This is a genomic window from Arthrobacter sp. DMZ02-1R (assembly GCF_057747935.1).
Map to the genome: position 1 here is coordinate 3288456 of NZ_CM173230.1, position 13487 is coordinate 3301942.

General features: G+C 64.5%; 14 protein-coding genes and 1 tRNA gene. 3 read left to right on the forward strand and 12 right to left on the reverse strand.

Annotation, left to right across the window (positions count from 1 at the left end; all coding sequences use genetic code 11):
* Window positions 1-28 precede the first annotated feature (28 nt).
* Window positions 29-346, reverse strand: a complete 318-nt coding sequence (locus AC3ANQ_RS15775) for an alpha/beta hydrolase (protein ID WP_488301904.1) — start codon at window positions 344-346, stop codon at window positions 29-31.
* 136 nt (window positions 347-482) lie between these two features.
* On the opposite strand from AC3ANQ_RS15775, the gene AC3ANQ_RS15780 reads away from it, so the two are divergent.
* The 3 genes from AC3ANQ_RS15780 (at window position 483) to AC3ANQ_RS15790 (ending at window position 2671) form a co-directional block, all read left to right on the forward strand.
* Entirely contained in the window at window positions 483-1358 is an 876-nt protein-coding gene (locus AC3ANQ_RS15780; RefSeq protein WP_488301905.1) for an SGNH/GDSL hydrolase family protein, read from the forward strand.
* 138 nt (window positions 1359-1496) lie between these two features.
* Window positions 1497-1817, forward strand: coding sequence for a PadR family transcriptional regulator (locus AC3ANQ_RS15785; RefSeq protein ID WP_488301906.1), 321 nt, complete (start codon window positions 1497-1499; stop codon window positions 1815-1817).
* Window positions 1814-2671 carry a hypothetical protein gene (locus tag AC3ANQ_RS15790; RefSeq protein ID WP_488301907.1) on the forward strand — a complete coding sequence of 286 codons (858 nt, stop codon included), beginning with the start codon at window positions 1814-1816 and terminating at the stop codon, window positions 2669-2671. Before AC3ANQ_RS15785 ends, AC3ANQ_RS15790 begins: the two co-directional genes overlap by 4 nt.
* A 98-nt stretch (window positions 2672-2769) precedes the next feature.
* Here the strand turns inward: AC3ANQ_RS15790 and AC3ANQ_RS15795 are convergent, their stop codons facing one another.
* The 11 genes from AC3ANQ_RS15795 to AC3ANQ_RS15845 form a co-directional block, all read right to left on the reverse strand.
* Entirely contained in the window at window positions 2770-3297 is a 528-nt protein-coding gene (locus AC3ANQ_RS15795) for a hypothetical protein (protein ID WP_488301908.1), read from the reverse strand.
* 267 nt (window positions 3298-3564) lie between these two features.
* A complete protein-coding gene (ppk2, locus tag AC3ANQ_RS15800) occupies window positions 3565-4500 on the reverse strand; it encodes a polyphosphate kinase 2 (protein ID WP_488301909.1) in 936 nt (311 codons plus the stop codon).
* Between the two features lie 130 nt (window positions 4501-4630).
* Window positions 4631-4780, reverse strand: a complete 150-nt coding sequence (locus AC3ANQ_RS15805) for a YegP family protein (protein ID WP_488301910.1) — start codon at window positions 4778-4780, stop codon at window positions 4631-4633.
* A gap of 132 nt (window positions 4781-4912) precedes the next feature.
* Window positions 4913-6607, reverse strand: coding sequence for a SulP family inorganic anion transporter (locus AC3ANQ_RS15810; protein WP_488301911.1), 1695 nt, complete (start codon window positions 6605-6607; stop codon window positions 4913-4915).
* A 351-nt stretch (window positions 6608-6958) separates the two neighbouring features.
* Window positions 6959-8479 (reverse strand): CYTH and CHAD domain-containing protein, encoded by a 1521-nt coding sequence (locus tag AC3ANQ_RS15815; protein ID WP_488301912.1) that lies wholly within the window; start codon window positions 8477-8479, stop codon window positions 6959-6961.
* Between the two features lie 510 nt (window positions 8480-8989).
* Window positions 8990-10438 (reverse strand): hypothetical protein, encoded by a 1449-nt coding sequence (locus AC3ANQ_RS15820; RefSeq protein WP_488301913.1) that lies wholly within the window; start codon window positions 10436-10438, stop codon window positions 8990-8992.
* Window positions 10439-10459: 21 nt separating this feature from the next.
* Entirely contained in the window at window positions 10460-11914 is a 1455-nt protein-coding gene (locus tag AC3ANQ_RS15825; RefSeq protein WP_488301914.1) for a glycogen synthase, read from the reverse strand.
* A gap of 408 nt (window positions 11915-12322) precedes the next feature.
* Complete coding sequence (locus AC3ANQ_RS15830) at window positions 12323-12541, reverse strand: hypothetical protein (protein ID WP_488301915.1); 219 nt, start codon at window positions 12539-12541, stop codon at window positions 12323-12325.
* A complete protein-coding gene (locus AC3ANQ_RS15835; RefSeq protein WP_488301916.1) occupies window positions 12534-12659 on the reverse strand; it encodes a hypothetical protein in 126 nt (41 codons plus the stop codon). The genes AC3ANQ_RS15830 and AC3ANQ_RS15835 overlap by 8 nt, the downstream gene beginning before the upstream one ends.
* Complete coding sequence (locus tag AC3ANQ_RS15840; RefSeq protein ID WP_488301917.1) at window positions 12656-12976, reverse strand: diguanylate cyclase domain-containing protein; 321 nt, start codon at window positions 12974-12976, stop codon at window positions 12656-12658. Before AC3ANQ_RS15840 ends, AC3ANQ_RS15835 begins: the two co-directional genes overlap by 4 nt.
* A 363-nt stretch (window positions 12977-13339) precedes the next feature.
* Window positions 13340-13413 (reverse strand) — tRNA-Ile (locus AC3ANQ_RS15845).
* Window positions 13414-13487: the final 74 nt, after the last annotated feature.

A 13487-nucleotide genomic window follows, 5' to 3' on the forward strand; every position in this document is an offset into this window, starting at 1 on the left:
GCAGGTCAGGGGCTTCTTTTGGGTAGGGCTAGCCGCCCCTCGCGTGTATACAGGGCCAGCTGAGCTCGAAGCCATGCGTCGATGTTTTCAAGTGAAGCTCGTGCCATCGGCGTCGCGTGTCCGGTGAAGCCGTGAGGGATGCGGGATAAATGCGCAGATCGACCTTGACACCGGCGTCCTTCAGCCGTGTGGCCATGGCGAGATTGTCTTCCAGAAGGATGTCGTCGCTGCCGATCACCATCAGGATCGGCGGTAAGCCCGCGAGCTCGGCGAAGAGCGGTGAGAGGTCGGGGTTGGCGCGATCAGGAGTGGTTCCCGCATAGGGCGTAGAAGGCGCGGGATTCATCGACGAATAGCCACAGTTCGTGACCGATCAGGGAGGCTTATTCGAAGCTCACGGGATAACTCTAGTATGCGTACCCTGCGCGCGAAGAAGGCAGCCCGCCGTGGCGCGTTCGGCCCGGTAGGAGCAGTATGGAGGGATGAACGCTCCCAGCGCCGATAGTCCGGCGCAGGGTGGCTCCATTGGTTTCGGGGCCCGCCTGCACCCGTGGAGCCGTTATGTGGCCTTGGGTGATTCGTTCACCGAGGGAGTAGGAGATCCGGAGCCTCGCAACCCAGGGGGCCTGCGAGGCTGGGCGGACCGGGTCGCGGAAGAATTGAGCGCCGGACACGAAGATTTCGCTTACGCGAATCTGGCGGTCCGTGGACGGTTGCTCCGTCAGATCCTGGATGAGCAGGCAGGCCCCGCACTGGCCCTGCAACCGGATCTGATCACTCTCAATGCCGGAGGCAATGACCTGATCTTCCGCAGAAGCGACCCCGACAAACTCGCCATCCGGATGGACGCCGGCGTGGAACTCCTGGCCTCCACCGGCGCAACGGTTGTGCTGTTCGCAGGCCCGGACTGGGGCGCTACGCCCGTGCTGGGACGGACTCGCGCCAAGGTCGCCATTTTCAACGAGAACCTGCGCACCATCGCTGCACGCCACGATGCGGTAATCGCCGATCTCTGGGCTCTGCGTCAACTCACCCACCCACGAATGTGGGATCCGGACCGGCTGCACTTCTCCCCCTTGGGCCAGCACACCATTGCCATCATGGTGCTCGATACCCTCAACGTCATGCACAGCCTGGAACCGATGACACCGAAAGACCTTCCCGGGCGCACCTGGCGCGAAGCAAGGACCGATGACATTGTTTGGGCACGCGAGCACTTGTTCCCATGGGTCCTGCAACGCCTCAAACAAAGAATCTCCGACGACGGGCGGCACGCAAAGCGGCCAGATCCGGGCCCCGTGTTTGGCGCCTGGATGCCGCCCGGGACCTTCGTCGGAAACAATCCGCAAAACCAATAGCAATCCCTCAGGGACCAGCACAAGGGCGCGATCTTTCATCTACAACGACGCTTCTGCGGCCAAAAAGTTGCCATAAAAGACGGTGGCCGCACGATCCAAGTTGTATCGTTTCGCGTAGTACCTGAAACGGAGTAGACAATGGCCCGAAATAAGACAGAAGTTTCCTGGGCTGATCCGGCGCTGCTGATCCTCACAAGCCTGGCGGGCGGCCCTAAACATGGCTACGCGATCATCCAGGACACCGAGGAACAGGCAGGGATAACGCTCGGGCCGGGAACGCTCTACGGGGCGTTGGCTCGTTTGGAAGAACGCGGCCACATCCGCGCACTGCCCGGTGAGGACCGCCGCCGTCCTTATGAGCTCACGGCCAGCGGCTCGGCCGTGCTGGCTCAGCGGCTGAGGGCGATGCGCAATTTGGCCACGCGAGGGCTTGCCAAGCTTCGGACGGCCAAGCCGTGAGCCGCTTGGCCCGGCGGGTGCTCCGGTGGTATCCGCCGTCGTTCCGCGTCCGCTACGGGGATGAGCTTGAAGCGCTGGTGGAAACCGTCCCAGTGACTCCATGGACCACGGCGGACCTGTTTTGGGGAGCTGTTCGGGCGTGGGTCAGGCCGGTCTTCCCAGGAGCGGACGGTTCGCGTCGACGGTTGCTGGCGAGCATCTCGACCACGTGGATCGCCTGGTGCGCCGGTTTCCTGATAGCGCCCGCAGCGAACAAGGCACTGCTGGGTCCGCCCGGGGCCGGCGCGGGCATGACCGTTCGAATTCTCCTCTCCTGCGGCTCCGCGCTCTTCGTGGTCGGATGGCTGCTTGCGCTTGCCGGCGCGATCCTCTTGCGCGTCCGCGCCGTCCTGCCGACAGTCCGGGCCCGGGCCTGGTTCGCCCTGAAACCGCTTGTGCCAGCCATGGTCTTGGGAGTCATCGAGGCAGCCGCCCTGCTCGCACTGGCGGTGATAGGCCATTCGAACGTCGTCACAGGGACTCAGCCAACAATGGTGTCCTCCATTGTCTTGGTGGCATGGCTCGTCGGTTTAGCGGCCTTCCTCGGCTGCGTTGGCATAGGGGCGGCAGTTTGCCTCCAACGTTTGGAGATCAAGGCATCGACGCTGCAAGTACCGGCGTTGCTTGCCGTACCGCTGGCCCTAGTCCTGGCAGCAATGAGCGCATGCGACATTGCTGCGGTGATCCTTGCGGGCGACGCAGCCTTGTTCAGCAGCATCGTTCCGGTCATCGCCGTGCTCGCAGTCGCTGGGACGGCATCAGTGGCCGCGCTGACCAGTTCCACCCGAGGGATTCACGCAATCCGTCACGCCTAAAATGCTCTGATCCATGGTCCCAACCAGGCCTTAGAACCTCAAAGTGAAAGAACCCGTGACCTGCGTTTCCGCAGGTCAGGGGATCTTTTCGGGTAGGGCTACTCGGACTTGAACCGAGGACTGGAAGTGCCCGGACGCGCGGCGGGAAGAACTCCTAAACTCGTGCGATGGAGCAGGGCCAATGCCCGCGTAACCGAGGTGTCCGCCCGGGCGACGAGCAGTGCTGTCAGCAGGGCGGCGGCGACATGCGTGTCCAGCATCAAATCCGGTGTGTGCGCTGACGAAACCAGGTGCGCCGCAGCGAGCTGCCCTGACTGCAACCCCGCCGCTGCATGCTGATGTTGGGCAGGCGCGACGCCGGCGAACGTCACGGAGAACCGGTCGAAGGCCATGTGCAGGACCTGCTGGGCCACGCCGCAGAGAACCAGCAACAACCAATTCGGGACATCCACGCGGGCGACAAGTGAGGCACACATGCTCAGAAGAGCGGTCAACGCCATCAGCACCGGAACCCCGGGAGATGTACTACCCGAGACCAGGTGGGCGACCAGGCCCAGTCCGACCGCCGCCGGTCCGAACTCCCAACCGGGGAAGTTCGAACGTCGACGCGATCTCTGCTCATCCACGCCGCTTCTCCCTCATCGTTGGACGGGTTCCCTCGAATCACCGTTCCCTCAGGCAATGCTCCGCTCCCCTTCATGGTGCCGCCGTTTCGCACCTGAAGGAACACTTGCCGGGAACTTGATGCTCGCGTGCTGTCTTCATGCTCATGGAGGCGGTGCCTGCCGGCGCTTTGGGTTCTACACTGGGTAGAAACCTTGTCGAGTGACTGAGGAGGACTGGGCGTGGATGCTAAACAACACCCCGATCGCGCTCAGCTCCGCGGCGGAAGTTCAGTCGCCCACAGCTATCCGGCCTCGGCGCACGATCAGCGGGTCCGGGTCGTGGACCACCGCGGTGTTTTTGCCGTCGTAGTCGAACTGGTTGAGGAAGTAGCGCATGGCGTTGATGCGTCCGCGCTTCTTGTCGTTGGATTTGACGGTGATCCAGGGCGCATGGTCTGTGTCGGTGCGGAGGAAGGTTTGTTCCTTCGCCTCGGTGTAGGCCTCCCACCGGTCGAGGGAGGCAAGGTCCACGGGCGAGAGTTTCCAGCGCCGGACAGGGTCGATCTGGCGGATGGCAAAGCGGGTGCGCTGCTCGTGGCGGGTCACCGAGAACCAGAACTTGTTCAGGTGGATCCCGGAATCCACCACCATCTTCTCGAACAAGGGCGCCTGCGCCATGAAGGCCTGGTATTCCTCGTCGGTGCAGAATCCCATGACGCGTTCGACGTTCGCGCGGTTGTACCAGGAGCGGTCGAACATCACGATTTCACCTGCCGTGGGCAAGTGCTGGATGTATCGCTGGAAGTACCATTGGCCCTGTTCACGGTCGGAGGGCTTGCCCAGGGCGACGGTCCGGGCGGAGCGGGGATCGAGGTGCTCGGTGAAGCGCTTGATCGTCCCCCCTTTGCCGGCCGCGTCGCGGCCCTCGAAAACGATCACGTTCTTGTAACCGTGGTCCTGGCCCCAGTACTGGAATTTGAGCAGTTCGATCTGCAGGAGGTATTTCTCCGCTTCGTACGCGTCGCGGGTCATCCGTTCGTCGTAGGGGTAGTCCTCCCGCCACGTCTCCACAGCCGAGCCTCCGGGGTCGATAAGCTCCGGGTCCTCGCCCTGCCCGCCGCGGACCGTGTATCCCAGCTCAACGAGGCGGTCGATGGCGGCGCGAAGATTGTCCCTGACCCACCAAGGGTCCTCGGGGGTCCACGGTTTCTCTGCCTCCACCATCCGGGCCTCCTCGTGGCGCCGCGACGTGTCGCCCGCAGTCTAGCAGGACAATAGGCATGCCAGGCAGGTTATTTTTTTCGGCCCGGCATGCCTGCCTGACATCCCGGTCAAGTCCACCGTGGTGGCGCTGTTAGCGTTGTTTTGACGGATTCGATTCCTTTGATGGCGGCAGCTTTGGTGCTGAGGCCCCTCCGGTGGCGATGACTTCGCCGTTGCCGGCCTTGTGGTGGAACCGGAGCCCTCCGGCCTTGACTTTGTACACTTCAAATTTACCTGCCATGTGCTCGTCCTCCTGCTGCGGATCGGACCAGCGGGAGCGGTTCCGTGAGGGAAACTGCTCCAACATCGGTCATGCGCGGCCGGATACCGTCCCGCCCGGAGGAAATGGTTGATGACTGTGATAACCGCTTCCCTACGCCTCCCCATCCTCCCGTTGGAACGCCCTTACTGCTGCGCTCACTGTTGGGTAGAAATGTTCGGAAGAGAAGCGGGCGTCCATGCCGTATTGCAACAATTTGTCTTTGACCGGGCCTTTGAGCTCGGCGAACACCAGGTCCACGCCGTGCCGGTCCAGCCATTCGTCAAGCTGCACCAACTCGTCCAGTGCAGTCGTGTCGATTCCTGTCACGGGCTCTGCTGCCAGCACCACACGTGCGATGCCGCCCGCTGCCTGGTCCAGTTCGTTGCGCACGAAGGACCCCAGCAAGGCCCCGTTGCCGAAGAACAGCGGTGCGTCGAAGCGCAGGATCAACAAGCCGGGGATGCGTTCCCCTTCCGGATGACGGCGCACGTCGTGGTACCCCGGTACCCCCGGCACGTCCACAAGTTCAGTACGGTAGGGGTCCCAAGCCCGCCGTAGGAAGTCCAGAATTGCCAAGCCGATGGCAACGGCGATGCCCGGGAGGACGCCCAGTATGGTGACCCCCAGAAATGCCGCGAGCATCACCAACGATTCACTGCGGCTCATTCCAATAAGCCGTCGCACCCCGGCCGGGTCGGCTATTCTTGCGGCTGCGGCGATGACAATGGCGGCAAGGGTTGCGGCGGGCAGGAACTCGGTGACACCGGGCGCCAGGAGCATGAATCCGAGCACCAGTACTGCGCCGACGGCCCCGGTGAGCTGGGATTTCGCCCCGGACTCGACTGCCACCGGCGTGCGGGACGTGCTGGCCGACACCGGGAAGCCACCTAGTAGCCCGCTGGCAGCGTTCGCCGCACCCAAGGCTGCCATTTCATGGTTGCCGGATACCCTGCCCCCCTCTGCGGCCGCCAGGGATTGGGACAGGGTTCCGGTATCCACGAAGACGATGAGGGCGATTGCGGCGGCGGCGGGCAAAAGTGCCAGGACGTCGGCCCAGCCAATTCCGCCCAGGGCCGGTGCGGGGAGCCCCTGCGGGAGGGCACCTGTGACTTTCAAACGCTCGTGGAGTCCCAACAGGGCCACTGCGATGCAGGCCACAACTACCGCAATGAGCACGCCCGGAACCTTCCATTTCAGCCAGCGAGGAACCCAGATGAGCGCCAGCGAGACCAAGCCGAGCAGCAGCGCCGTCAAATTGGGCTCGCCGGCAAAGACCTTCGGCACGGCGGCGAAGAGTTTTTCCCACGCTGTGCCGCCTTCCACGGACATCCCCAGGAGGGTGGGAAGCTGGGACACAGCTACCAGCAAGGCGATGCCGTTGAGATAGCCGAGCCTGATGGGCTTCGACAACAGTCCCGTGACGACTCCCAGGCTCAGTGCTGACCCGAGCAGCAAGATGCCGCCGATCAGTATGGCCAGGAGACCCGCCAGCGCAACGGATTTCTGCTCGTTATCCGCGGCCAGGGGAACCAACGCTGCAACGATCATCGGCGCGAGCGCAGAATCCGGCCCCAACACCAGCACACGCGATGGCCCGACCGCTGCGTAGACAATCAGAGGCACTACCGTCGCGTACAGGCCGGTCACCGGTGGAAGACCGGCGGCCTGGGCGTACGCCATGCCCGCGGGGACCAAGATCGCGAAGAGAGCAGCGCCGGCCACCAAGTCGTGGCGCAGCCACTCCCTCCGGTAACCACGCAAGGCTGGCGGGACCGCCCAGAATGGAGTCTTTCCGGATCGGCGCATATTCCGATCATGTCCCATCATGCCCCTGCTCGCCATCCATAATCGGGCGAACCCAGGGCCATGGCCGGTCTGCATCTACGGGAACAGCTGCGGCCAGGATCAATGGCGCAGCCGGAGGCCGTGGGCCTTCTTCCGGGCTTTGGAAATGGCGGGCGTAGCCCAGATGGAATCCTCGCACTGCGTTCTGAGATGGCTTCAACATGGCCTGGTCTATATCCGGGCCCCGGCCAGGCTCTTATGACTCGGTTTGCCAAGCACCCGAGGAGTCAGCCGGGCGTGCCGGCAGCGGTGCGTTCGAAGCGGCCGCCGGCGTGCCGGCAGATCCGGGAGGAGCAAGAAACTCCGGAGCATTTACTTCCTGTGCAGGGCTTTGGGCCGGAACTGTGCCCAGGCGAGGAGGAACTGTGCCCGGGAGTCGGATCCGCGCTGTTGTTCGATGGCGTGCAGGCGTCCGTAGCTGAATCCGTTCGCCCCTTCGGAATGGGCCCTCGTGCCCAGGTCCCGGAGCAGCTCGCGGGTGACCAGGCTGTCCTGGTGCTCGCCGAGGACCTGCTGGATGTGCTCGGCGGCCCGTCCCAGCCGGCGGGCCCGCTTCCCGTGGATCGCGGCCGCCGCCTCGGCCGCGTACCGGAGCCGTTTCGCGGACTTGCGTACCTCGTGGAGGGCGGCATCGGCAGCAGCCCCGTCCGGCGCGTCGTCGACGGCCTCGACGGCCCGTTTCAGGCGGGCACGGTCGGCGGCTACCCGGTCAGCGACGCACGTCCCGGCCGGGTTGCGGGCCAGGTCCGAAAGCGGCGGGTCGGTGACGAAGGAGTCGAGGGTATCGAGCAGCCGGAAGTACCTGTCGCTGTCAAGGGCTGCCAGTCCGGCGGCCCGTGCGTCGTGGGCTCTGGCGCCGAGGTGTTCCTCGATCCGCTGTTGGACCGGGCCCACGAGAAGCTCCGCCGGCTCGCTGCCGATCATGTCCCTGAGCCGCTGGAGGATGACCTCCGTGTCGCGGGCCGCGCCCACGGCGCCTGCCAGCCACTTCAGTTCTTCCCGCAGACTCCGGGCGATCGCGGGGTCGGTGAGTTTGCGGTAGGTGGCCAGTGCCGAGCGCATGCTGCGGGCGGCGACCCGAAGCTGGTGCACCGCGTCCGGCAGGTCTTCGCGCACGCCGGGATCATGTGTTTTCAGGGCCTGCACCATGGCGTGCATGTAGGCCAGAAGCACCGCCGAGGCCGGGCCCTTGCGCCTCGGTTTCGGCGGGGGTGCGGGCTTGTCAGGGTAGGTGGCGCCCAGGGCACGTGCAAGCTTGTTGGGCAGCGCCGCCGGGTGCCGGCCGGAGGCCGCCAGAAGCGTGTCTGCCGCCTCAAGCAGGTCACGGCGCCCGTGGACAAGTTCGATCTCCCACTCCCGCCAGCTGCTGGATTCGTCCCTGCCAAGGAGCGTGCGGGCGTCCACCCGGTCATCGCAGAATTCGGCCAGGACCGTGTTGGCCGGCCCGTGCAGGGACAGAACCGTGCGCCGTGTGCTCAGGCGTGCGACGGGGACCAGGGCGCGGTCGCGTGTGTGAACGAGCACGAGCCGCCGCAGGCGTTCCGGTGCGGTGTCGGGGTCGCTTCCCACGGGCTCGGTCACCTCGCGACGTTCACCAGCCCCGAGAGGCAGTTTCAGGTGCCAGCCGGCGTCGTCGCCGCCGCTGCGCCGCCGCAGCGTGATTCCGTGAGTGGCCAGTGCCAGATCCCCGGTATCAAAATAGACGGCATCCAGGTTTTGTTCTTCCGGTGACCCGACCCGGTCCACCCCGGCGAGCATGGCCAGTTCCGGCAACGGGACACCCTGCTCGACTTCGTACTTTCGTTCCACCTCTACGGTGTCTTGCCCGGTCATGATCAAGTTTAAGTCCGCGGACCCGTCCATAACCGGGCCAAGAGACCCGACTTTGGCCCAACGGAACTTGAGATCAATCGCGAACGGATCACCGCCAGGGTCAGTCACCAAAACCCCGGGAAACGGGGCGCTGGCCGTGCCGGGTGCGACGCGGAGCAAGAAAGTCAGCCGAACAATGCAAAAGAAGGAAATGCGGAATATCCGGAGGGCGAGGGCGGTGGGCCAGCTCGAGGCCGGGGTCGGACGGCAAGTGCCAAAGCAGCGACCCGCAGTCCACGATCCCATACACGCGGGACTCGAAGGCCGGATCCGCAAGCGTGGCGAGCAGGGTGCCTGAGATCGACAAGTGGACCCGGTCGATGTCTTCATATGGTCAGAGGGACCTTGGGACGCGGTCGAGGGCGTAGAGGATCTCCCGCGCGGCCCACGGGTCGGCCTTGAGCAGGTTCTCGAGGTTGCCGGCGGGCTGGTGCAGGTTGAGCCCCAGCGCGAAGTCTATCCGCCCGGCAATCAGGAGGCCTCGCAGGCTTCGATGGCGCGGCGGGCGAGCTCGGCGCCATAGTCGGTCCAGATTCCCTGACCCCAGTAGCGGTAGCAGCTGGTCTCACACGCCAGCAGGTAAAACAGCGCCCGGCGGTAGGCGGGATCGCTGCTAGGCACCCCGGCGGTGAGGAATCGCTGGTTGAAAAGGGCGCTGGCCCGCTGCATCGGGGCAAGGACGCTGTCATAGCCGGACACCCAGGAGACGTTGTTGGTCCAACTGCCGCCGTCCATGTGGAACCTGCCGTCCTTACCGGAGAGCTTGTCGATCACTTCTTCGAGCCGCTCGGGTCCCTCGCCCGGGTCAAGCCGATCCCACACCCGGTGCTGGCCCGCCGGCTGGATCGGCGGCAGGTCCGCCGGGTCGACACCGAAGGCAGTGAGGGCTTCAAGATACTCCGAAACGTTCAGAGCGGGGCTGGGCGAGCCGGAAGACTCGGCGATGGCATCAAAATATTTGGGGGGAAACTCGTTCATCATCACGCCCCCGTTCTCGCCGTCCGCGATCTGGGTCACCAGCGGCGGGACCATCCGGCCGGCCAACTGCACGGGTGCGAGATCCCTGGCCTCGTAGTAGGGCTGCATCTGGCCGACCAGTTTGGTGTCGCTGCCTTGTGTTTTGACGATCGCGGTGATCGAGGCGGTCTCACCCCTCGAGCTGGTGCAGGTGAGCCGATGCGGCAGGTGCGGACGGTCTAAGGGACGGCCGTCCGGGCGTTCGACGGTGTGCTCTTGGACCAGAACCCAGCTATAGCCGCACTCAACCAGCGTGCGCACGAACTCATAGGCGACATCAGGCTGGTTCGGCAGAGCCATCTCGGCCGGGGAGAAACCCCGAACTCTGCTAAGCGCCTCGGTGCCGAAGATGGCGGCGAAGTGGTGCTGCCAGGCGCGCACATGCAGACGGAAGTCCTGGACGGGGGTGGAGGGGGCCACCGCGTGCCCCCAGGTCGATCCCAGCCACTCCACCGCACCCCGCCAGGGGTCTTCGCAGGTGATCCGGGCCAGCGCGTCGAACACGTCATTGAGCCCCATCTGGCGCATACCGTGCAGCAGGGTACCTGAGTAGTCCAGCATCACGCGGGGTGCCAGTCCCCGCTCCAGGAGTTGCGGGATGAACTCGCCCATCCGCTTGTAGCACCACGCGAAGGTCGGGGCGTTGTGGTTGTCGCCCTGGTCGGGGTGGTCCATCATCCACGCAAGGTTCGAGATCACCTCCGCGCTTTGCAGGTCCTGCCCGCCGGCGGGTATCAACGGCTGGTGCATGTGCAACGCCACGGCGAAGCCGCTGCCCAGCCGGGCGAGGTCCATCTCGTTGAACGCTCGCTGTTCCCGGCCGGCTGCGATCGCCTGGGCGATCATGGTCTCCTCCCCGCAGATATTCGGCAGGCCGTCCACGTACTCGTCCATGATGTCCATCGGATTCCTTCCCCCGTGCGGCTACCGGCGGATGTGGTCGTAGATATTGAGATAGTCCTGGCCCGGGCCGGCCCAGGAGTAGTCGCTGCGCATCGCGTTGAGCATCAACTGGCGGAACTCGCCGGGGAAGTCGGACCACAACCCGAACGCCCGTTCCAGTGCCGACTCGATGGCCATGTTGTCGGTCTGGTGGAACACGTATCCGTTGCGCTGCCAGTCCGGACGGTCCGAGAAGTCCCGGTCGAAGACCGTGTCGACCATGCCGCCCACCGCCCGCACCACCGGGATGGTCCCGTAGCGCATGGCGATCATAGGGGTCAGCCCGCACGGCTCGAACATTGACGGCACCACCACCATATCCGCCCCTGCGTAGATCAGGTGCGCCAGCTCCTCGCTGTATCCGATCTCCAGGTGGCAGTCCGGGTTGTCGTTGAGGAAGTGCTTGAGATGCCGGAAGTGTCCGTTGATCCCGTTGTGCAGGCCGTCACCCAAGAGCACGAACTGAGCCCCCCTCTGAAGGGCGTAGAACAGGGCGTGATGCACCAGGTGCATCCCCTTCTGGTCGTCGAGGCGTCCCACATAGGCGACGATCGGGCTGAAGGTGTCCCGCATCCAGAACCGTTCCCGCAGCCGTCTCTTCGACTCGTACTTGCCCTCCATCCGCTCCGCCGAATAGTGGGCGGGGAGGAAAGGGTCGATCTCGGGGTTCCAGGTCTCGTAGTCCACGCCGTTGAGCACACCGCCGAACTTGTCCTGATGTGTCGACAAGGTGTGTCCCAGCCCGTCCCCGCCGTCGCCGTGGCGGGCCTCGTCGGCATGGTTGGGCGAGACCGTGGTGGTGAAATTCGAATAGACCACCCCGCCCTTCATCAGATTCACCGCGCCGAACCGATGGTCGTCACCGAGGCGGACACGGTCCAGGAAATAGTCGGGCCGGCCCAGCTGCGTGCTCCAAAGCTCCTGCGCACCGGTCAGACCCTGGTGGCGGAAGTTGTGGATTGTGTAGCACACCCGCTGGTCGGGCATCACATGCCCGTACTGCTCATACAAGAGCACCGGGACCAGTCCGGTCTGCCAGTCGTGGCAGTGGATCACGTCCGGCCGTTTCCCCACCTTGTACAGGTATTCCATGGCGGCCTTGGAGAAGAACGTGAAGCGGTCCACGTCGTCGGGGTAGCCGTACATCAGCTCCCGGTCGAAGAATCCCTCGTCCGAGTGCGGCTCGATGAAAAAGCACTTCCGCCCGTGCACGTAGCCGAACCACACGCTGCAACGGACCGCAGCCCCGTGCCACGGCACCCATAGGTCGTGGTAGTCGATCGTCAACCCCCACACATCCTCATACCGCATGCCCGCATACTTGGGCAGCACGATCTCCACCTCGTGCCCCCGGATCTCAAGCTCACGGCTCAGCCCGAAAACCACATCGCCCAGACCGCCGGCCTTGGCCACCGGCGCGCACTCGCTCGCCACCATCACCACATACATGCCCGCACCCCCGCCGTGATCCAGCCGCGCTCCACGCCACGTGCAAACGAGGCGTGAAGCGTCGGCGCTCTTCCAATGTGAACCGTACCGCGTATCGAGCAGCGGGTGCCCGTTAGGACCCCGTCCGTGGCTGCGCTGCTCCAAAGCTTTCATTGCCGTTAACTTCACCGCCATTAAGTTTCATCGCCATCGCCATTGCGTTTCACCGCCATTAAGAACGATGTGGAAGTGGCTGGCGATGATTCCGCCGCGACGACATCGTCCTCTTCTGGGAGGAAGGTTGCCCACCACGGCCCGCCATGCGGCCAGGAAAGGCCCATTGAGCCTCTCGATCTCTTCATCCCCCGCCGCGACCCGCAGTAGCAGGGACGTCGGGGGAAGCGACCGGGGACGAGATCAGGGGATTTCGATTTCCAGCAGCCCTGCCAGGATCCCATGCAGCTCCAGCGCGCCCATAATGTCGGTATCCAGCGTTCCTGCCGCCAATTGCACCGGAGAGACATTCACCGCGATCTTCAACGGCGTTCCCGCATCGTCCCACGACCGCGCCTGCGCACAGGCCCGGTCAATGACCCAGGCGCCGATCCTGAGGATCTCTCCGGTGTGTTCAGCCACGGGGACGAATTCCGCCGGCGGGACCCCCGAGTTCGACGTCGATCCAGCGCAACAGCGCCTCGACGCCGTGGTCCACCCCGGTGGCCAGGTCCCGGAGCGGCTGGTAATGCAAGGTCAACGCGCCGTCCGCAAGGGCATGGGGAAGCCGGCGGCGGATGAGCGCATCCCGAACGAAAGACGACTGCGCCCGGCCGCGGCGGATCCGGCCGACACGGCGCTTGCCGGAGAGGCACGGTGGCCGTAAGTGTCATTGACGCCTTTGAAATCGTCCAGATCGATGAAAAGGATCCCGATCCGAGACAGGTCGGTGTCCCTCGTCAGGGCCGCGGCCTTCGCCTCGAGCATTCGCCTGTTGGGCAGGCCTGTCAGCGGATCATGCATGGACGTGTGCCGGAAGACGTCCGACAGACCCTCGAAGACCTCCGAGACGGGCACGATACGGGGACTGCCTGCGGCGAGAACGAGAATGTCTTGGTAACGGGTCGCTTCTGGTCGTTCCAGGATGGCCGCAACCGCTTCCGACCCCGAGCCTGCCCAGGATCAGGACATCCTGCGGGCTGTACGGCATCGCAACACTTTCGGTGTTCGTCACGGACAGTTCCTATCAGACCAAAACAACCAACGGCCACAACCAAGGCCGTGTCCCCATGAACAACAGGTAGCGTCCCGGCAACGCGGCCGTGTACACGACATCGCCAGAGCGGGAAGCCCGTCCAGTATGTGTGCCCGTGGACATCCCTGTTCCAAAATGAAAGAGCCCCTGACCTACGTTTCCGCAGCTCAGGGGCTCTTTTCGGGTAGGGCTACTCGGACTTGAACCGAGGACCTTAGGATTATGAGTCCCGCGCTCTAACCAGCTGAGCTATAGCCCCGAGTCGGCAAGGGGCCGCTTTGTCAGCGTCCTTCCCGGCCAAAACACTCTAGCAAAACAATTCGGCTCCTGATG